The following is a 20,354-nucleotide window of genomic DNA, read 5'->3' as shown; positions in this document are numbered from 1 at the left end:
CGCCCCTGCCGTATAGCAGCAGGCGGGGCTTTTTCGTGCGCAAAAAGCCTACCCGCGCCACCCGCCCGAAAAACTCACCATTCACCATTTCACCACCTCACCCTTGTACCGCCCCTACCACCCGCCCGCCGACCCGCAGCTTGTGCGGGAGCTCACCCAGACCCAGCAGGAGCTGCGGACCCACGTACGCCTGCTGCCCCTGCCCAAGGAGCCCGAGTTTATTGCCGGCTGCGACTCGTCGTTTCCCACCCCCGAAACCATTCTGTCGGTGTTCGTCGTGCTGCGGTTTCCCTCGCTGGAGCTGGTCGAGAAGGTGTGGCACACCGGGCCGGTGGAAGTGCCCTACGTGCCGGGGTTTCTCTCCTTCCGGGAGGCGCCCAACGTGCTGCGGGCCTACGAAAAGCTGCAGCAGAAGCCCGACATCATTATGGTCGACGGGCACGGTATTGCCCACCCGCGCCGCATGGGCATTGCGGCCCACATCGGCGTCATGCTCGATATGCCCAGCTTCGGGGTGGCCAAGCAAAAGCTGACCGGCAGCTTCCCCGAGCCCGGTCTTACCCGGGGCAGCATCACGCCGCTCACCGACAAAAGCGGGGAACTGCTGGGCGAGGTTATCCGCTCCAAAGACAAGGTGCTGCCGCTGTTCGTGAGCCCCGGCCACCGCTGCGACCAGGCCACGGCCACCCGCCTGACGCTGGCCTGCCTGCGCGGCTACAAGCTGCCCGAGCCCACGCGCCTGGCCGACCACTGGGCCGAGGAGTTCAAGAAGGAGCTGCGCTAAAGCCCGACTTTCTACCCCGACAATACAGCCCCGCTCACCCACGCGCCCCCTTTTGCCCGAGCCGTAGCCCGGGCTCGGTCAAACACTGGTACCGCCGCTTATTGCTAACCCGGCGGCCCGGAAAACCGGTCAGCTTTCCGCCACACGTGTGACAGCTACTCCCGAGAAGCACGGAGCACCTATCACGGGTGTGACGAGTACTCCCGAAAAGCGCGAGGCACCTGTCACGCCTGTGATAGGTCGTCCCGAAAAGTGCGGAGTACCTATCACAGTCGTGACAGGCACCCGCCAAAAGCCGGGGGCACCATCACAGTTGTGCCCGATACTCCCGAAAAGCGCGGGGTGCCTGTCACGACTGTGACGGGGGCCCCGGGAAACAGGGCCTTACTTATTACGGTGGCGGCGGAGACCCTACCTGGGCCGGATGGCACTAGCGGCTAGCTTTGGCCGACGTGCTGCGTCTGGGCTCCGAGACCCGGCAACCATCTGGACCCGGGCGGCTTACCTGCTGCTTAGCTACATAATAGCCGCGTTTTCGAAGGCTGAGCGCAGGGCGGCCAGGGAGCGGCCCGCTTCGGACGGCAGCTGTAGCACACTGGCCACGGCTTCAAACACCGGCCGGGGTGAGGCCGCTTCGGCCATAATGCCGCGGTCCAGGGGTTGCTGCTGGGACTTTGACAGCTTGCCACCATCCGGGGCGGGCAGCAGAATGTGGTGTACGAGGCGGGTTTGCAGAAAACCAGCCGTTTCGGGGGTTTGGGCCGCCAACCAGCGTTGGGCGGCCGTGCTGGGCAGCAAGTCCAGGCCCCGCACGATGAGCGTCACGCCCAGCCGCACGTCGTCCACCACGGAGCCAATCTGGTAGGCGGGCAGCCCATCCTTTTTACGCACTACAAAGTCGCCCAAATCCCGGGCCAGCTCAATGGCTACCGGACCCAGCCACAAATCGGTGAAGTTGACCACGGTAGAAGCGCCCACATGGGCCCGCCAGGCCGTTTCCGGCGCTTCAAAGTCCAGATTTTGCGGCTGGCAGGACCCGGAATACACGCCCCCGGCCGAATGAGCCAGCACCTGGGTGCGCGAACAGCAACAGGCGTAGAGCAGGCCGGACTGCTGGCGCAGGGCCTCCAGAAAGTCTTCGTACTCGGCCAGGTGGTGGAGCTGGGAAAAGTTGCGCTCAAAGTCCTCGGGGCCGCTGGGGCCGTGGTCGTAGTCAATACCCAGCCACTCGATGGTGCGGAAGATATTCTCCACGTAGGCCGGCCGCAGCCGGGCCCGGTCCAAATCGTCGATGCGCAGGTGCAGCACCCCGTACACCCGGCGCACAATCAGCCAGGTAAGCAGGAAGTTGACGGCGTTGCCCAAGTGTAAATACCCGCTGGGCGTGGGTGCCAAGCGCGACACAACGGGAGCAGAGTACGGCATGAATGAGAAATTACGGGCAGCTTTTTGGGTGGGGCAGACCAGGGGGCTATACAGTATTCAATATTTTATATAAATAAACTGGTCCGGTTAAACGCGGCATTCAACCGGCTGTTTAACTGGTTTAACGCTCAACTTATGAAATACGTTGTACTCTTGCCAGTGCTTTGGCTTCTGCTGTGGCTGTGGCCGAAGCCCGCTACGGCCCAGCAACTCTACTTCCCGCCCCCGACCGGCAACACCTGGGCCACCGTGTCGCCGCAAACCCTGGGCTGGTGCCCGGCCGCCCAAGATTCGCTGCTGGGTTTTCTGGGCCGCAAGAATACGAAGTCGTTTCTGATTCTCAAGGACGGCCGCCTGGCCCTGGAGCACTATTTCGGCACCTACACCCAGGATTCGGTGTGGTATTGGGCCTCGGCCGGCAAGTCGCTGACGGCCGTACTGGTGGGTTTGGCGCAGCAGGAAGGCCTATTGAGCATCGAGGACACGACTTCGCGCTTTCTGGGCCGGGGCTGGACTTCGGCCCCCGCCGCCAAGGAACGCCTCATCCGGCTGCGCCACCAGCTCACAATGACCACCGGCCTCGATGACACCCCGCCCGCGCCCTGCGACAACGAAAGCTCCACCCCGGCCTGCCTGCGCTACCGTACCGACGCGGGCACCCGCTGGGCCTACCACACCGGCGCTTACCGCCTGCTACAAGACGAAATTGCCCGGACCAGTAACCTGACCAGCACCCAATTCACCACCCAGCGCCTGGGCAGCCGCATCGGCCTGAGCGGGGTGTGGTACAACTACGTCTTCTACAGCCGGGCCCGCGACATGGCCCGGTTTGGACTCTTTATTCTGGCCCGGGGCAGCTGGAATGGCACCCCCATCCTGCGCGACACGGCGTACTTCCGCCGCATGACCACGCCCTCCCAGCCACTAAACCGCTCCTACGGCTACCTGTGGTGGCTCAACGGGCAGTCGTCGTACATGCTGCCCCAGAGCCAACTCACCTTTTCTGGCCCGCTGGTGCCCACGGCTCCCGCCGACATGCTTGCGGCTCTGGGTAAAAACGACCAGAAAATCTACGTGGTGCCCAGCCTGGGCCTGGTGGTAGTGCGCCAGGGTCAGTCGGCGGAGGCACCCAAGCTGGCTGTTTCCTCTTTCGATACCGAGCTCTGGCGCTACATCATGAACCTGTATTGCCGGCCCCTGGCTACGTCTGCGGCCCGCGCCGCCGCGGTGCAGCTCTACCCTAACCCGGCCCGCGGGCAGGTGCATATCCAGTTCCAGACTGCCGCTCCCGGCCAGCAGCTGCGCTGCCTGGACCTGCTGGGCCGGGAAATGCTGCGCTCCCCCTTGCCCGCAGCCGGCCTCACGCTCTCGGCGGCCCCCTGGCCCGCCGGCCTCTACCTGGTGCAGGTACTCGATGCCCGGGGCACTGTGCTAGGCACTCAGCGCCTGGTAAAGCAGCCGTAAGAGCGGGTTACGGCTGGTAGGGCCAAGCCCCAGCAGGATGACCTGTCGATAGTAGAAATTCGCTAATTATATGATTGCCGAAGCCCAGCGGGGCAACATTCCTTGACCAGGTGTTGCCCCGCTGGGCTTCGAGGTTTTGCGGTTGCCCAATTGCTACCAATATGCCGTTCCGCTGGGGCTTCGGCAATCAATAGTCCTAGAAACCTGAGTTACTTCTTACCTGCCAGCGCCGGCGCTTTGCGGGCGGCTTTGCTGCCTTTGCTCTGGCTGATGACCTCCCGATTCTGCACGCCCCAGGCCTGAATAGCCTGAATGACCGGCTCCAACGACTGCCCGCACTCCGTCAGCGTGTACTCCACGGTGGGCGGCACGGTGGCGTAGGCCTGCCGGCTCACAATGCCGTGGGCTTCGAGCAGCTTGAGCTCCTTGATGAGCATGCGGGCGGTAATGCCGGCTACGTCCCGCTCCAGCACCTTAAAGCGCATGGTGCCGTGCCGCAGCAGACTGTGGATAATGGCAAACTTCCACTTGCCTTCCAGCACGTCGAGGGTTTGTCGGAACGGACAATCGGCAATTATTTTTTCCTGACTCAATGCCATAACCAGTTGATTTTCTGCATTAGTTACAGATTGTATATTGATATACATACGCGTAACTACTAGCAAAAGTATAGTGAAAGAGTGAACTTTCGGCCCTGATATATGTATGTACATAAGTCAGCCTCTGGCTAATATTTCCAACTCTCGCCTTCACTTCCCCTTTTGTTATGCAAACTGTTCTGCACAAAGCCGAATCCCGCGGCCACGCCAGCCACGGCTGGCTCAACTCCTACCATACCTTCAGCTTCGCCGGCTATTCCGACCCCAGCCGGGTGCACTTCGGGGTGCTGCGCGTGCTCAACGACGACACCGTGGCCGGCGGCATGGGCTTCGGCACCCACCCCCACGACAACATGGAAATCATCAGCATTCCGCTGTCGGGCGACCTGGAGCACAAGGACAACATGGGCAACCACGGCATCATCCGGCGCGGCGACGTGCAGGTGATGAGTGCCGGTACGGGCGTGGCTCACAGCGAGAAAAACCACAATAAGGACCAGGAAGTAAAGTTTCTGCAGATCTGGGTGTTTCCCAACCAGCGCGGCGTAAAGCCCCGCTACGCCCAGCAAACCTTCCGGGCCGAAGACCGCCACAACCAGTTTCAGCAGGTGATTTCGCCCTCGCCCGACGATGCCGGCGTCTGGATTCACCAGGATGCCTGGTTTAGCCTGGGCGACTTCGACCCCGGTTTCCAGACCGAGTACCAAGTCAAAAAAGCCGGCAACGGGGTCTACGCCTTCGTGCTGGAAGGCGAGGTGACCATCAACGGCCAGAAGCTGCACCGCCGCGACGGGCTGGGCAGCTGGGACACTGACTCACTCAGCATTCAGGCCGACAGCCAGGCGCAGCTGTTGCTCATGGACGTGCCCATGTCGCTATAACTAGTTGTCGGTTGTTTGTTGTCAGTTGTTAGGTTTGGGGTGGCGCGTGAAATCATCGACTGCCTCCGACACTTACCAGCTGGCAACCAACACTGGCTAAAACCCGACTAACAACTGACAACAAGCAACTAACAACTAAAAATGAAGACTGCCCCCACCACCTACCCCGTGCACGAGCTGATCAAGAACCGCTGGAGCCCCCGTTCCTTTTCGCCCCAGCCTATTGCGCCCGAAACCCTGGGCCAGGTATTCGAAGCCGCCGCCTGGGCCGCCAGCGCCATGAACGAGCAGCCCTGGCGCTACATCTACGCCCACCGCGCCGACACCGAGGCCTTCCAGAAAATGGTGGACTGCCTGATGCCCGGCAACCAGCCCTGGGCCAAAAACGCCGCCGTGCTCATCCTGTCCCTGGCCAAAACCCAGTACGACAACGGCACGCCCAACGGCGCCGCCCTCCACGACCTGGGCCTGGCCAACGGCAACCTGATTCTGGAAGCCACGGCCCTGGGCCTGCACGGTCACTTCATGGGCGGCTTCGACCGGGAAAAAGCCAAAGAAGTGTTTCAGCTGCCCGACAACCTGCAGCCCGCCGTCATGATTGCGCTGGGCTACCGGGGTGAGGCCGAGCTGCTGGAAGAGCCCTTCCTGAGCCGGGAAAAAGCTCCCCGCCAGCGCAAAAGCGTCGCCGAAATTGCCTTCCAAGCCCATTTGCCGCAGTAGAGCTTTAGTTGTTAGTTGTTGGTTGTCAGTTGTTAGGAAAAAGCTAGCAACCAAGCTAGGACTAACAACTGACAACCAACAACTAACAACTAGAAAGAATGAACCACCGCATCATCCGGGCCGCCGAGCGGGGCCTCAAGGACATTGGCTGGCTGCAAAGCAACTTCTCGCTGAGCTTCAGCTCCTACTACAACCCTGACCGGGCGGGCTTCGGCCTGCTGCGGGTCTTCAACGACGACTTCGTGAAGCCCGGCAACGGGTTTGGCCTGCACGCCCACGCCAACATGGAAATCATTTCGGTGATGCTGGCCGGGCGCATGAACCACATCGACTCGATGGGCTACCGCGAGGAAGTCAGTACCGACTCGGTGCAGATCATGAGTGCTGGCAGCGGCCTGCGTCACGAGGAGCACAACATCGGCGACGACGAGGTGAACTTCCTGCAGATCTGGATTGAGCCCAAGCTCCAGAACGTGACGCCGCGCTACCAGAAACGCAGCTTCCCGGCCGAAAAGCGCCGCAACCAGCTGACCACCATCGTCAGCAACGAGGAAGGCACGGCCCACGTCTGGATCAACCAGAACGCCAAGCTCAGCCTGGGCTACTACGACGCCGGCCAGACCGTGGACTACCCACTGAAGCCGCTCAACAAGTGCGTCTTCGTGTTCCTGATGGAAGGCGAAATAACGGTGAACGGCCAGCTGCTGCAGAAGCGCGACAGTATTGGGCTCTGGGACACAGAGTTGGTCAGCATTGCCAGCAGCCAGGAAAGCAAGTTTATCGTCATCGAAGCGCCCATCAACCACTAGCTATGCCCACGCTAACCGGCCGCTCGGGCCCCGAACCCTACCTCACGCGCATTACTTCCGACACCGGCCACGAGCTCCTGGCCGATGAGCCGCTGGACAAGGGCGGCCAGAATCTGGGCCTTACGCCCGGCGAGCTGCTGGCCGCCTCGCTCAGCGCCTGCGTCTGCATCACGGTGCGCATGTACGCCCAGCGTAAGCAGTGGCCCCTGACCGGCGTGGAAGCCCAGGTGACGCTGGAGCGCAACGAGCAGCAGGTGGTAACCCGGCTGGGCTGCGCCTTGCAACTCGCCGGTGAGCAGCTGACCGAGGAACAGCGCCTGCGCCTGCTGCGCGTAGCCGAGCTTTGCCCCATTCACAAAACCCTGATGGGAGCCGTGCCCATTAGCACCCAGCTGGCCTAAACCGGCAGTTTTGCCGGGTTTGACCACGCCCTTCAGCCCGCTCCACTTATGCAGTGGGGCGGGCTGTTTTGCTAGCTCCGGCTCCGGAATTACCACGCTGCCGACTGGCCGGATTTTGAAAAAAACTGCGCCCCTCGGCACTTTTTTTTGGGCTCTAACACTGATTTTGCCCGCAAGCTCAACCGTAGTTTTCGGATTCCAAGTGCGCAGGTAGTAGCCGGCCGAACAGCACTATTTGATTGTACGAATCCAATAGTTACTGCCTTACTTGCTGGTCTTTATTAGAAATACAAAATACTTAAAGTCAAAATATTAACCACTGATTTCGGGCAGTAGACGGGTGCATTCTTTTGCGTTAAGCTCCTCACTAATAAGACAAAAGCCGGACCTAAGCAGTCTAAGCTCAGCACTAGCTACGGAATAGGGCCAGCCTGAAATCCGGCTTTTGATAGGATACATCATAGAACAGATAGCAACGGTAAGAACAACCTTATCCGGCGGCCTCAGGTATATAGCGACACCACCATAGAGGGTACCTGCACTTTCCTCACTTCTGTTCTACTATATGAGACTACACCTTACCTCCCCGAAAGCCTTGCTGCTGGGGTTGACGCTGCTGGCCCTGGCGCCGCGCGACGGACACAGCCAAAATGCCGAGAAAAAAACCGGCCTTAGCCTCTACGGCTCCACCTTGCAATACCACGGTGACCTGGGCACGGAATGGTTTAAAAACGACAAGATTGAGTTTGGCGCGGGCCTCAAGCTGAGCCGCTACCTCACCCCCGGCCTCGACCTGGGCCTGGACCTGAGCTACGGCGAAATGGCTTTCTCGGCCGACCCGCCCTACAACATGAACCAGGCGTTCAGCGGCTTCCGCGCCAACGTGGTCAACATTGGCATTCCCGTCACGCTGAAGCTCAACAACGGCTGGGCCCTGAAGGAAGACGCCTTCTTCGCCCCCTACCTGAGCCTGGCCCCCGGCATCTTCTTCGCCAGCACCGACCGGTTTAAAGTAACGGGCGGCACGCCCGACAACCGCGACCTGTACGCCTTCGATATTCACGGCGCCGCCGGTATCCGGCTGAACTTCTCGTCGAGCGTATCGGCCTTCATCCAGACCGGCCAGCACTACATCCTGACCGACCAGATTGACGGCATCACGGAGAAAGGCCACATCAACGACCGGTACCTGCAACACACGGCCGGCCTGACCTTCAACTTCGGCAAGACCATCGACACGGACGGCGACGGCGTGAGCGACAAAAAGGATAAGTGCCCCGGAACGCCCACCGGCGTGGCCGTGGATGCCAACGGCTGCCCCCTCGATGGCGACGGCGACGGGGTACCAGATTACCAAGATAAATGCCCCACCGAAAAAGGCCTGGCCACGCTCGAAGGCTGCCCCGACCGCGACGGTGATGGTGTGCGCGACGGCGACGACGCCTGCCCCGATACCCCCGGCAAAGCCGAACTCCGCGGCTGCCCCGACGCCGACAATGACGGCGTAATTGACTCGGCCGATAAGTGCCCCGGCACGCCGGCTGGTGTGAAAGTTGATGCCAACGGCTGCCCCGTAGACAGCGATGGTGACGGTGTTCCAGATTACCAAGACCGCTGCCCGCAGCGTCCCGGCCCGGCTTCGAACAAAGGCTGCCCGGAAATGAAGGTAGAAGAGAAGAAAAAGCTCCAGGAAGCCACCAAGTACATCCAGTTCGAGTTCGATAAGGCGACGCTGAAGCCGATTTCGTTCCCGACCCTGAATGGCCTGGTTGAAATCCTGAACGCCTACCCCGACTACTCGCTGGGCATCTCGGCCCACGCCGATAACAAGGGTGACGATGCCTACAACCTGCGTCTGTCGGATGCCCGCGCCGCCTCGGCCCGCACCTACATGCTCAGCAAGGGTATCCCCGCCGACCGGATTGTGTCGCACGGCTACGGCGAAACCAAGCCGATTGCCGACAACGCTACCGAAGCCGGCCGGGCCATCAACCGCCGCGTAGAGTTCGACGTGTACCTGCCCGGTGACCCGAACCCTGCCGAGACGAAGTACGGCCCCGCCCCCGAGATTCCTGCCGCGCCGGTGAAAGCCGCCCCAGTCAAGAAAGCTCCGGTGAAAAAGGCGCCGGTAAAGAAAGCCGCCCCGGCCCGTCGTAAGTAAGCTCCCCGGCCTCTGGCACATACGCCCAGAGTAAATACCCCAAAAGTGGCCAGCTCCCGTAGCTGGCCACTTTTTTTTTGCCCGCGGCCCTGGAACCGGGAATTTGTGAAGCCGCAAAATAATTGCACTTTTCTTCCGCGCAGCTTTTCCTCGACTATTTAAAATCCAGTTCTAAATAATGTGTAATTTTGTAGGATCGGTAAAAATTGCCCTAGCTAGCGGCTTGTCTTATCGTATCTTACACGGCTTTTTTACTTTGCTTCCCGGAAACTCCCTTTTAGTTCTCTATGAAAATATTGTACTTTTTTAGTGCCATCATGTTTTGTAGTCTGACTAGCTCGGCGCAGGACGTGATGTACCAGACTCCTCCCAAGTCCATCGTGGCCCTGGCCGAGGCTCCTTCTACCCCCCGGGTCAGCGTTTCGTCGAATGGGCAGTGGATGCTGCTGCTCGATAACCAGGACATGCCCAGCATTGCCGAGCTCTCGCAGCCGGAGCTGCGCGTTGGCGGGTTGCGTATTAATCCCAAAACCAACGGGCCCAGCCGGACAAACTACATCACCAAGCTCCGCCTCAAGCACCTGCCCGACGGCAAGGAACTGCTGGTGCAGGGCTTGCCGGCCAAGGCCCGCATTAGCGAAGTAACCTGGTCGCCGGACAACACTAAGGTAGCCTTCACCCACACCGCCGACCGGCACGTGGAGCTCTGGCTGCTGGACGTGGCCTCAGCCTCGGCCCGCCTGATGCCCAACCTGTTTTTGAACAGCGTCTTTGGCAAGTCCTACGAGTGGGTGTCGGATAGCCAGACGCTGCTGGCCCGCGCCTGCGTGGGGGGCCGCGGCGACACGCCGATTCTTAATCCCGTGCCCATGGGCCCCACGGTGCAGGAAAACAGCGGGAAGAAGGCACCGGCCCGCACCTACCAGGATTTGCTGAAAAGCCCGACCGACGAGAAGCTGTTCGAGTTTTACGCCACGGCCCAGGTGGTGAAAGTAACCGTGACGGGCCGCATGCAGCCGCTGGGTCAGCCCGGCATTGTGCAGCAAGCCTCGCCTTCGCCCAATGGCCGCTACGCCTTGGTGAAGACCCTGCACCGGCCGTTTTCCTACACCCTGCCCTACACCGATTTTCCGCTGCAGGTAGATGTACTCAGCATGGAAGGCCTGGTGGTGAAAACCATGGCTGACCTGCCCCTGGCCGACAACGTGCCCAGCAGCTTCGATGCCGTGCCCACCGGGCAGCGCGGCCACGACTGGCGCGCCGACGCTCCCGCGACCTTGTACTGGGTGGAAGCCCAGGACGGGGGCGACCCAAAAACGCCGGCCACCGTGCGCGACAAGATTTTCACGCAGGCCGCGCCCTTCGAAACCGACCCGCAGGAGCTGGCGGCCCTGCCGCTGCGCTTCCGGGATATTATCTGGGGCAACGCCAACCTGGCGCTGGTGGAAGGCTACCGCTGGGCCGACCGCAAGGAAATGACCTGGACCCTGAATCCGACGACCAAAGCGGCGCCGGCCGTGCTCTTCGACCGGTCTTCCCAGGATACGTACACTGCGCCCGGCACTCCCTACACCCAGCGCAACCTTACCGGCAACGAAGTGCTGGCCACTGATGCCAAGGGCGAAACGCTCTACTTTATCGGCACCGGCGCTTCCCCGGAAGGCGACCGGCCGTTTGTGGACGAAGTAGCCGTAGCTACCAAGAAAAGTACCCGCTGGTGGCGCTCCGAGGCTCCGTACTACGAAGTGCCCGTAGCCATTCTGGACCTGTCGAAGCGCCAGCTGCTGACCCGGCGCGAGTCGCAGCAGGAAACGCCGAACTACTACCTTCGGGAAGTAAAAAGCGCCAAGCTGACGCCCCTGACTAAGTTTGACAACCCCTACGCGGCCGTGGGCAACCTGACCAAGCAGGTGCTCAAGTACAAGCGGGCCGACGGCGTGGACCTGACGGCCAACCTGTATTTGCCCTACGGCTACAAAAAAGAGAACGGGCCCCTGCCCACCCTCATGGAAGCCTACCCGGTGGAGTTTAAGAACAAGGCCAATGCCGGCCAGGTGAAAGGCTCGCCCTACGCCTTTACCCGCCTAAGCTGGGGCTCCCCGATTTACTGGGTTACCCAGGGCTATGCCGTGCTGCAGGCCACCAGCATTCCGATTGTGGGCGAAGGCTCGAAAGAACCAAACGACACGTACATCGAGCAGCTGACGGCCAGCGCCAAAGCCGCCATTGATGAGGGGGCCCGCCTGGGCGTAGTCGACCGGAAGCGGGTAGCGGTAATGGGGCACTCCTACGGAGCCTTTATGACGGCCAACCTGCTGGCCCACACCGACCTGTTTAAGGCCGGCATTGCCCGCAGCGGCGCCTACAACCGCACGCTCACGCCCTTTGGTTTCCAGGCTGAGGAGCGTACGTACTGGGAAGCGCCGGAAGTATATACCAACATGTCGCCCTTCACGTACGCCGACAAAATTAAGACCCCGCTGCTGCTAATTCACGGGGAGGCCGATAACAACTCGGGCACCTTCCCGTTGCAGAGTGAGCGGTTTTACAACGCCTTGAAGGGCCACGGCGCCACGGTGCGCTACGTGGTGCTGCCCTTTGAGGCCCACGGCTACGCGGCCCGGGAATCCATTCTGCACACGTTATGGGAAATGAATACCTGGCTGGATAAGTACGTGAAGCAGCCGGCCGCTGCCGAAGCTCCCACCACGCCCGACCAAAGCGCCGTTGGGGCCAAGACGGAAGGCAATTAGCCCGCTGTTTGCTTGTATCAAAAAGCCTCGCTCTATCCGGAGCGAGGCTTTTTTGTGGGGTGCCTAGGGGGTGCCAAGGTGGCGGCAATAGTCGCGCAGCTGCTGACCGTTGCGGATGGCAGAGGCGTCGATATCGTTGTTGAAATACACAAAGGCCCGCTCTACGCCCGGCTCCTGCTGAATCTGGTGGGCCAGCTGGTGCAGCTCGGCTTCGGAGTAGGGCGACTTATAGAGCTCCGGGATGCCGTGCAGGCGGTAGTAGAGCGTGCTGGTGTTGGCAATGACGTCAGTCGGTAGGGCCGGGTGGCTCTGGCCCACGAACGTAACGTTGCGGCGGCTCAGCTCCTGGAACACCCGCTCGTGCCACCAGCTCGGGTGCCGAAACTCCACTACGTTGGTAAAGGCCGGGTCGAGGCTTTCGACGAGGCGCAAGAGCCGCTCCTCGGTGTACACCGTGCGCGGGGGCAGCTGAAACAACACGGGGCCGAGCTTTTCGCGCAGCCCTTCCTGCATGGTGCCGTAGAAATCGGCCAGCAACTGGGCGCAGTCGTGAAACTGCTTGTAGTGGGTAATCAGCCGCGGGGCCTTCGTGGCGAAGACAAATTCGGGCGGGCTGATCTGGTACCAGTTTTCGACGAAGGCAAGCTGGGGAAACCGGTAGAAGGTCACGTTTAGCTCCAGGGTGTTGAAGTACTGGGCATAAAACTCGAACCAGCGGCGCTGGGGCAGTTTTTCGGGGTAAAAAGTGCCCCGCCAGTGGCGGTAGTGGAAGCCCGAGCAGCCGATAAACCAGGTAGTCATAAGCAGGAGGAAGATAGACGAAAGGTCGCCGGTCTATACGGGCTCCGCCCCCGGAAAGCTACTCCACAACCTTGGCTGGGCGGGCTACGTTTTAGGCACATAGTCCCATTACATCAACTTTAAATTCAAACGTCATGAAAACGTTCAAGATATATCTGACCATGCTGCTGGCCTTGTTTATGCTCAGCACCAGTCTCAGCAATGAAGCCCACGCCCAGACGGAGCCCAAGAAAGGCTGGAGCAAAAAAGCCAAGGGCGCAGCCATTGGGGGCGGCGCGGGCGTCGTGGGCGGCGCCGTAGTGGGCGGCACCAAAGGCGCTGTCATTGGCGGCGTGGCCGGGGCCGCGGCCGGGGGCCTGATTGGCCGCAAGAAAGACAAGAAAAAAGACCCGGTTCGTCACGCCGAGTACACCCGCAAAGACTAACCCCCGAGCAACCTCTGCCGGCCTCGGCAGCAACGGAAAAGGCCGCGGATATTCATATCCGCGGCCTTTTCTGCTTTATTGCGCTGGCCTACGGCTTCACCAGCTTCTGGTAAGTTTGGCCACCGGGCGTCGTGAGGCGCAGCACGTACACGCCACTGGCCCACGGGCTGGTTGCAACTAGCAGCGTGCCGTCGGGGGCGGCCGTGGCGTGGGCGGCTACGGGGCGGCCCAGGGCATCGAGAACGGTGAGCTGGGCGGGCTGCAGGCGGGTAGCGGCCCGTACCGTTACCAGGTCGGTAGCGGGGTTGGGATAAAGCGTCAGGGCGGCAGGGGCAGTAGCGTTACCGGTACTCAGCGGCCCGCTCAGCCGACTAAGGCGGTAGCGCCGCAAAAAGCGCCACACTTCCACGCTGGCGTTGATGTCGCGGTTCGTTACGCCGATGTTGACCACTGCGCCCGGCCAAGTGTGGCCGCCCCCGATGATTTTGTAGTGCTCCACCGCGCTGCCGTTGCGGCCCCCGCCGTACACGTAGCGTTCTGCCGTGCTACCATCGGTGGTGTTGGTGTTGGGCACGGTCGTGACGGTGGGCGTAGCAGAGCAGCCATTGAAGCGCACCCAGTAATCGACTACCGCCGGGATGGGCACGAACAGAATGTTGCCGTTATAAGGTACTGTGTTGTCGGCCGTGCCGTGAATTTCCATGACCGGCACCGGGTGCTGGGGCGTGCAGGCCCCCAGGCGACTTTGCACCAGGCTGCCCGTCACCGAACCAATGGCGGCTATCCGGTTGCTGAGCTTGCAGGCCAGCTCGTAGCTCATAAAGCCCCCGTTGCTCATGCCGGTGCTGTAAACGCGGTCCGCGTCGATGGAGTAGCGGGCCTGCAGGCTGGTGAGCAAGTCGGACAGAAACGCCACGTCATCGGGGCCACCCGCGCCGGGGGCCGTGAACGTGTTCCAGTAGCGGTTGCCCGTACCATCAATGGTGCCGTTGGGGTGCACGATCAGGAAATTGGCCGTATCGGCAATAGACCGGAAGTCGCCGTACACTTCCTGCTCCAGGTTGTTGGAGCTGTAGCCGTGCAGGTTGAAAAGCAGCGGCACCGCCTTGGTGGCCGAATACGCGGCCGGAATGTAGAGCCGGTACTCGCGCGTAAGGCCGCCGCTGACGATGGTGCCCGTAATGGTGCTTTGGGCCTGGCTGGCGGCGGGCAGCAACAACGCCAGCGCGGTGGCCGTCTGGAGTAGAGTTTTCATAGGTATAGGCCGAGGTGCGTGAAGAAAGGTCAGTTAACCAAGCATTCTACGCAGTAAATGTTCCTACCGGCATCCAATACTCTTTCCGCTACGCCGGCGGCCTATCAATTACTAAGACCAGACGGGCCAGATTGTCTGCCCGGCAAGGCTCCGAAAGCCGCCGGATTTAGTGGGTGGCCAGCTGGGCCAGAACGGCCGGCAGCGTGTTGACGCCCCAGTGCTCCACCAGCTTACCCTCGTGCAGGCGGTAGATATCAATGACGTTAATCACAACGGCCTGCCCCGTGGGAGCAATACCGAGCAGCTCGCCGGTGTGGGTGCCCTTCAGGGCCTTGCGGGTCGTTACCTTGTCGGCTTCGGCCACTTGGTCGTACACTTCCACCTGCAAATCGGCGAAGGCGGGGCGCAGCACCTGCAGAAAGGTGTACAGCATCCCCGCCGGCCCGTTGTCGGCGCCGGCCGGGGCCGAGTGGTTGATGAAGCCGGGGCTCAGCAGCTCCCGGAGCGTGGCAGCATTGCCCTGGGCAATTCCTTCCTGGTTGTAGCGCCGGATAATGGCTTTGTTTTCTTCGGCTTGCGTGGGCATACGTTGGGCAGTTGTTGGGGTGAAACAGATGCGGCAAAGTTGGCGCCGGCCAGGGTCTGCATGGTAGCGGACTTCGGTCAAAAACTCTGGGTTTCCGGTCAATTTCCCGCCGCGACACCGGGCCGGTTAGTCCCCCTATTCCGCTCCTGGCATTTGCTGCTGAAAAGCCCGGGGCGAGAGTCCGAACGTCTTTTTGAAGGCCTCGGCGAAGCTGGAATAGCTTTCGTAGCCCACCTGCTGGTACACTTCCCCGGCCAATTGCTGCGGCTGCCGCAGCAGGTGGGCGGCCCGCTGCATGCGTTGCTTGAGCAGCCATTGGTGGGGCGACTGGCCGTAGATTTCGGCAAACCGGCGCTGAAAAGTCGACACGCTCATGTGGCACAGAAAGGCCAGCTCCTCCACCGTGATTAGGCGGTTCACGTGGGCTTCGACTACGCTACGCAACCCCAGCTCGGGCCGGGCCAGGCGCGAATCCAGCTGAAAGGCCAGCAGGCTGGCCGGGGCCGTGTGCAGCAGGTAAAGCAGCAGTTCCTCCAGCTTCAGCCGCTGCAGAGCCGGGCTCAGCGCCGTGGGAGCTTGCAGCAGTAGGCTCAGCGAGTCGATGTAGTGCCGGATAAACCCATCCTTGGCAAACGTTACCAGGGGCTGGGCTGCCGCCGGGTGGCGCTGGCCCAATTGCGGGGCATGCTGCCGGTAAAAATCCTCCAGCACCTGGGTGCTGAAATACACGATGATGCTGCGAAATTCACCCGCGTCCGAAAGCACTTCGCTCGTCAGGCAGTGGCCCGCGGCCAGCAGCACGATTTCGTCCTGGTACACGGTGCTAGAGCCGGCCGCCTGGGCAATGGTTTTGCGCCCTTCCACCAGCAGGTTGAGCATATTCTGGTGCAACACAATCTTGTTCTTGACCGTGTTGCGCCGCGCCGAGTAGCTCCGAATCAGCACGTCGGCCGGAGCCGGGACGCCGGCCAGGCACGGGTCGTGGGGCAGGTTATAGATATCCATACGGCCCCAAAACTACGGCCCTTTGCTACTCGCCGCCGCTCAGCAGCTCCTGCATCTTTTTAGCGTCGCCAACGCCCACGCCGCCGATGCCGTTGTTGAAGAACAAGTAGACCTGCGCCAAGCGGGGCAAGGCGGCAATTTCGGCGGCAATGCGCTCCAAAAACTCCCGGCTGTACGCCGACTTATACAGCTCCGGCACGCCGTGGAAGCGGTAGTAGACCATACTGGTGGTGGCCACCACCTCGTCGGGCAAGGGTAATGGGTGGCTCTGGCTCACGAAGGAAATACGGTGGTGGCTCAGCTGCTGAAACACCTCCCCTTCCCACCAGCTCGGGTGCCGAAACTCCACCACGTTTTCGAAGCTGGGGTCCAGGTTATCGACCAGGCGCCGGAACAGCTCCTCGGTGTAGGCCGCTTTGGGCGGCAGCTGGAACAAGACCGGCCCGAGCTTGTCTTGCAGCCCTTCCCGGATGGTGGCGTAAAACTCGGCCAGAATCGGCTCGGCCTCGGCGTTGAACTTCTTGTAGTGGGTCACCTGCCGCGGGGCCTTCACCGCAAACCGGAATTGGGGCGGACTCTGCTGGTAGAGCTTCTCGAAAAAGCTCAGCTCCGGCATTCGGTAGAAGGTCACGTTCAGCTCCAGGGTGTTGAAATGGGTGCAGTAGTACGCAAACCACTTGCGCGGGGGCACCTCGGGCGGATAAAACACGCCTTTCCAGTCGCGGAACGAGAAGCCGGAGCAGCCGATGTAGGTAGCGGGCATAGGGAGAAGCTCGGGTGGAAAAAGCTTCTACGGAACATTCCCGCTTTCTGCCGCCGAAGCCCGGGGGAAATACGTGGGGCCCGACAGGCTGCCCCCAATGCGGCTTCGAGCAGAGGCAGCTGGCTGGGCAGCGGCAGCAAGGCTTACTCAAGCTCCGCAACGCTCGGTTAGGGAAATATCCCGGCTGCTATTCAGTATATTAGAGTATGGTTATACATTCCCCGGTCAGGGCCGGCTAACCCTACTCCGCCCATGAAACCTGTCCTGCTGTCGGTTCTGGCGTTGAGCGGTCTGCTGAGCACTAGCTGCCGCCAGACTACTTCCCAAGCGCCCTCTCAAGCCGAAATCAATGCCATTGGCCTCAAGCGGGGCAGCATCACCATGTGCGGGCCCGCGCAGGGCCAAAAGCTGGGCACGGCAAGTTTCGGCACTTCCTGCCCGGCCGCCGCCCAGCCCGACTTCAACCTGGCCCTGAGCCTGCTCCACTCCTTCGAGTACGACGAGGCCGAGAAGGTCTTTGCCCGCGTCATTGCCCGGGAGCCGGGCTGCGCCATGGCCTACTGGGGCGTGGCCATGTGCAGCTACCACCCGCTCTGGACGCCGCCCAGCCCGGCCGAGTTGACCAAGGGTGCCAAGGCCATAGCACTGGCCCAGCGCTTGGCCGGCAAAACCAACCGGGAAGCGGCCTACATTCGGGCCCTGGCCGCCTTTTACCAGGATTGGAACCGAACCGAGCACAAGGTGCGGGCCCTGCGGTTTGAGCAGGCCATGGCCGCCGTGCACGCCCAGTACCCGCAAGACTCCGAGGCCACCCTTTTCTACGCCCTGGCCCTGGATGCTGCCGCCGACCCAGCCGACAAAACCTTCGTGAAGCAGAAAAAAGCCGGCTTCCTGCTGCAGGCGCTGTATCCCGGGCAGCCCCACCACCCCGGCATTCTGCACTACCTCATCCACACCTACGACTACCCCGAGCTGGCCCGGCTGGCCCTGCCGGCGGCCCGCCAATATGCCTCGGTGGCGCCTTCCTCGGCCCACGCCCTGCACATGCCTTCCCACATTTTTACCCGCCTGGGGTTGTGGGACGAGTGCATTGCTTCCAACCGGGCCGCCACCGAATCGGCTAGGTGCTATGCGGCCAGTGCGGGCCTCCCCGGGCACTGGGACGAAGAGCTGCACGGCCTCGACTACCTGACGTACGCCTACCTGCAGCAGGGCCAAAACCAGCTGGCCCGGGCCCAGTGGCAGTACCTGGACACGATTCGGCGGGTGTCGCCGGTCAACTTCAAGGTGGCCTACGCCTACGCCGCCATTCCGGCCCGCTACGTGCTCGAAAACCGGCTCTGGCAGCAAGCCGCCCACCTGCCCCGGCACCCCGGCCCCCTCGATTGGCAGCAATACCCCTGGCAGGCCGGCATCATTCACTTTACCCGGGCCCTGGGCCAGGCCCACCTCGGCCAGCCCGATTCGGCCCGCCGGGAGGTAGCAGCTCTGCGCGGCTTGCACAGTGAGCTAGTCAGGCAGAAAGACGCCTACAAAGCCACCCAGGTCCGGATCCAACTGCTGGCCGCTGAGGCCTGGACGCTGCTGGCCGAGGGAAAAGCCGCCGCGGCCGAGCAGCGCATGCGCCAGGCCACCGACCTGGAAGACCACACCGAAAAGCACCCCGTAACGCCCGGCGAAGTGCTGCCCGCCCGGGAGCTGCTGGCCGATATGCTGCTCCAGCGCCACCGCCCCCAGGAGGCGCTGGCCGCCTACGAAGCCAACCTAATCAAGCATCCCAACCGCCTCAACGGACTGCGGGGCGCCGCTACGGCTGCGGCACAGAGTGGAGAAACAGCAAAGGCGGCGCGCTACCGTAAGCAGCTGCGGAAGCTGGCTCCGGTAGCCCCCAATCCCGAAGCGGCAGCGGCGCACCTTTCTTCGTATCGCAGGCCCTGACCGGAGGGGTGGTGCTATTTACGGCGCCAGGACACTACATTCGCCACGCAACAGGGCTAATCCACCCAACGGCGCTGAATTTGATGCAGTAGCGCACCTCATCAGTAGCAGAGAAGCCCTAGCGTGGTGCCTCATTATACTATGGCTAACTCCGACGTTGGCTGAACTTTCACAACCATGATCCAAACCAGGACCCCAAAACGCCTGCCGGTATTCTTCCTTTTTCTGCTTCTAAGCAGCCTCTCGGCAAAGGCCCAAATCAGCCATCCTAAAATTGACAGCCTGATAAATGCTTACGTCGCTATCAACAAATTCAATGGCTCGGCTTTGGTCGTCAAGGATGGTAAAAAGATTTACGAAAAAAGCTTTGGCTATCGGAATGCAGCCAACAAAAGCCTGAATAGTGCTAGTAGCATATTCCCAATTGGCTCATTAAGCAAATCCTTTACTGCCTTAGTTGTTTTAAAACTTGCCGAAGAGAAAAAGCTAGCTATTAATGACCCAATCAGCAACTATATTCCGGACTATCCCAGGGGAAGTGAAATCCAAATCCGGCACCTTCTCTCAAACAGCTCTGGCATCTACGAAATATTCAGAAATCCGGAGTACGTTAAACAGCTAAATACCAACACGACGTTTAGCCGCGAAGATTTAATAGCTTTCTTCAAAGAAAAGCCTTTAGACTTCGAGCCGGGCAGCCAATTCAGCTACTCAAACTCGGGCTTTGATTTACTAGGCATCATTATCGAAAAAGTCACGGGGTTATCCTACTCAGAAGCGGCAAGCAAGTATATATTCAAGCCCCTAAAAATGAACAACAGCGGCTTTGATTTTAAGAATTTAAAAAACGCAAATAAAGTAGTCCAATACTCCTTTATATCTAAGACAAGACAAGTTGAAACCAAGCCCTGGAATTCGAGCCTAAATTTCTCATCCGGGGGCTTGTACAGCACAACGAACGACCTGCTCAAGTTCTACCAGGGGCTAAGTAGCTTCAAAATAGTTTCCAGAGAAACGTTCAGTCAGGCCACCACACCCTTCCGGGGCCACTATGGCTACGGTTGGTTTATTGACCAGATACACGGGGATAGGGTAATCAATCATGGCGGAAATGTAGAAGGCGCCACCAGCTATTTTCTGATGATACCCGAGCAGAAGATAGGCATTATACTATTGAATAATATTACGTCAACCTCGTTGGAAAAAATAGGCAATTCCATGTATGCGGCTTTGCAAAACATGCCCTACAGTCTCCCTAAGCCCAAGAAAGGAATTGAGCTAACCGCAACCACTTTGCTAAAGTATACGGGCACCTTTGAAGTATCGGAAAGCTACAAAGTGAAAATCTACGAGGACGCGCACCGGCTTTTTGTACAGGTTAATGATGCTAACGGAATACCGCTGTCGGCCGAAAAGGAAGGTGTTTTTTTCGTGAACGACGACGATATTGTGCTCGAGTTTATTTCTAAAGATGACAAAGTCGTTCAATTGAAAATCAAGCAGGGCTTGTCAACAAAAGTAGCCGATAAAGTAGGCTAATAATTACCTCAGCCGTTTACGCTGCCCAAACCGGAGTTCCTTCAC

18 protein-coding genes are annotated in these 20,354 nt (G+C 60.4%); 11 read left to right on the top strand and 7 right to left on the bottom strand.

Annotated elements, in window-relative coordinates; all coding sequences use genetic code 11:
- Window positions 1–103: 103 nt before the first annotated feature.
- Window positions 104–784: a deoxyribonuclease V gene (gene nfi, locus CLV45_RS00240; protein WP_100334397.1), complete on the top strand. Its 681-nt coding sequence runs from the start codon at window positions 104–106 to the stop codon at window positions 782–784.
- Between the two features lie 516 nt (window positions 785–1,300).
- Here the strand turns inward: nfi and CLV45_RS00235 are convergent.
- Entirely contained in the window at window positions 1,301–2,209 is a 909-nt protein-coding gene (locus CLV45_RS00235) for a glutamate--tRNA ligase family protein (RefSeq protein WP_100334396.1), read from the bottom strand.
- Window positions 2,210–2,344: 135 nt separating this feature from the next.
- Here CLV45_RS00235 and CLV45_RS00230 point away from each other — a divergent pair, with 135 nt between their 5' ends.
- A complete protein-coding gene (locus CLV45_RS00230) occupies window positions 2,345–3,673 on the top strand; it encodes a serine hydrolase (protein WP_100334395.1) in 1,329 nt (442 codons plus the stop codon).
- A gap of 209 nt (window positions 3,674–3,882) precedes the next feature.
- On the opposite strand, the gene CLV45_RS00225 is transcribed toward CLV45_RS00230, so the two are convergent.
- Complete coding sequence (locus CLV45_RS00225; protein ID WP_100334394.1) at window positions 3,883–4,272, bottom strand: winged helix-turn-helix transcriptional regulator; 390 nt, start codon at window positions 4,270–4,272, stop codon at window positions 3,883–3,885.
- A gap of 167 nt (window positions 4,273–4,439) precedes the next feature.
- On the opposite strand from CLV45_RS00225, the gene CLV45_RS00220 reads away from it, so the two are divergent.
- From CLV45_RS00220 to CLV45_RS00195, 6 genes are all read left to right on the top strand, one after another.
- The gene (locus CLV45_RS00220; protein ID WP_100334393.1) at window positions 4,440–5,153 is read left to right on the top strand and encodes a pirin family protein; all 714 of its coding nucleotides are present in this window, start codon (window positions 4,440–4,442) and stop codon (window positions 5,151–5,153) included.
- A gap of 141 nt (window positions 5,154–5,294) precedes the next feature.
- Window positions 5,295–5,873 (top strand): nitroreductase family protein, encoded by a 579-nt coding sequence (locus tag CLV45_RS00215; RefSeq protein WP_100334392.1) that lies wholly within the window; start codon window positions 5,295–5,297, stop codon window positions 5,871–5,873.
- A 98-nt stretch (window positions 5,874–5,971) separates the two neighbouring features.
- Window positions 5,972–6,682, top strand: coding sequence for a pirin family protein (locus CLV45_RS00210; protein ID WP_100334391.1), 711 nt, complete (start codon window positions 5,972–5,974; stop codon window positions 6,680–6,682).
- Window positions 6,683–6,684: 2 nt separating this feature from the next.
- Window positions 6,685–7,083, top strand: coding sequence for an OsmC family protein (locus CLV45_RS00205; protein WP_100334390.1), 399 nt, complete (start codon window positions 6,685–6,687; stop codon window positions 7,081–7,083).
- A gap of 565 nt (window positions 7,084–7,648) precedes the next feature.
- Window positions 7,649–9,244, top strand: a complete 1,596-nt coding sequence (locus CLV45_RS25525) for an OmpA family protein (RefSeq protein WP_100334389.1) — start codon at window positions 7,649–7,651, stop codon at window positions 9,242–9,244.
- 317 nt (window positions 9,245–9,561) lie between these two features.
- A complete protein-coding gene (locus CLV45_RS00195) occupies window positions 9,562–11,997 on the top strand; it encodes an alpha/beta hydrolase family protein (protein ID WP_245882497.1) in 2,436 nt (811 codons plus the stop codon).
- A 63-nt stretch (window positions 11,998–12,060) separates the two neighbouring features.
- Here CLV45_RS00195 and CLV45_RS00190 read toward each other — a convergent pair whose 3' ends face one another.
- Window positions 12,061–12,798, bottom strand: a complete 738-nt coding sequence (locus CLV45_RS00190; protein ID WP_100334387.1) for a DUF72 domain-containing protein — start codon at window positions 12,796–12,798, stop codon at window positions 12,061–12,063.
- 134 nt (window positions 12,799–12,932) lie between these two features.
- Between CLV45_RS00190 and CLV45_RS00185 the strand changes: the two genes are divergently transcribed.
- Complete coding sequence (locus tag CLV45_RS00185; protein WP_100334386.1) at window positions 12,933–13,223, top strand: glycine zipper domain-containing protein; 291 nt, start codon at window positions 12,933–12,935, stop codon at window positions 13,221–13,223.
- 88 nt (window positions 13,224–13,311) lie between these two features.
- On the opposite strand, the gene CLV45_RS00180 is transcribed toward CLV45_RS00185, so the two are convergent.
- The 4 genes from CLV45_RS00180 to CLV45_RS00165 all read right to left on the bottom strand — a co-directional run bounded on the left by CLV45_RS00180 (window position 13,312) and on the right by CLV45_RS00165 (window position 16,832).
- A complete protein-coding gene (locus tag CLV45_RS00180; protein WP_100334385.1) occupies window positions 13,312–14,478 on the bottom strand; it encodes an extracellular catalytic domain type 1 short-chain-length polyhydroxyalkanoate depolymerase in 1,167 nt (388 codons plus the stop codon).
- A 166-nt stretch (window positions 14,479–14,644) separates the two neighbouring features.
- A complete protein-coding gene (locus CLV45_RS00175) occupies window positions 14,645–15,064 on the bottom strand; it encodes an ester cyclase (RefSeq protein WP_100334384.1) in 420 nt (139 codons plus the stop codon).
- Between the two features lie 135 nt (window positions 15,065–15,199).
- Window positions 15,200–16,069, bottom strand: a complete 870-nt coding sequence (locus tag CLV45_RS00170; protein ID WP_100334383.1) for a helix-turn-helix domain-containing protein — start codon at window positions 16,067–16,069, stop codon at window positions 15,200–15,202.
- Between the two features lie 25 nt (window positions 16,070–16,094).
- Window positions 16,095–16,832: a DUF72 domain-containing protein gene (locus CLV45_RS00165; RefSeq protein ID WP_100334382.1), complete on the bottom strand. Its 738-nt coding sequence runs from the start codon at window positions 16,830–16,832 to the stop codon at window positions 16,095–16,097.
- A gap of 252 nt (window positions 16,833–17,084) precedes the next feature.
- Here CLV45_RS00165 and CLV45_RS00160 point away from each other — a divergent pair, with 252 nt between their 5' ends.
- Together CLV45_RS00160 and CLV45_RS00155 are read left to right on the top strand one after the other, a co-directional pair.
- Window positions 17,085–18,770: a UDP-N-acetylglucosamine--peptide N-acetylglucosaminyltransferase SPINDLY family protein gene (locus tag CLV45_RS00160; RefSeq protein WP_100334381.1), complete on the top strand. Its 1,686-nt coding sequence runs from the start codon at window positions 17,085–17,087 to the stop codon at window positions 18,768–18,770.
- Between the two features lie 177 nt (window positions 18,771–18,947).
- A complete protein-coding gene (locus tag CLV45_RS00155) occupies window positions 18,948–20,309 on the top strand; it encodes a serine hydrolase domain-containing protein (RefSeq protein ID WP_100334380.1) in 1,362 nt (453 codons plus the stop codon).
- Window positions 20,310–20,354 lie beyond the last annotated feature (45 nt).

The organism is Hymenobacter chitinivorans DSM 11115, from assembly GCF_002797555.1.
In the GTDB taxonomy this organism is placed as follows: domain Bacteria; phylum Bacteroidota; class Bacteroidia; order Cytophagales; family Hymenobacteraceae; genus Hymenobacter; species Hymenobacter chitinivorans.
This window is presented reverse-complemented; position numbering and strand designations above follow the sequence as displayed.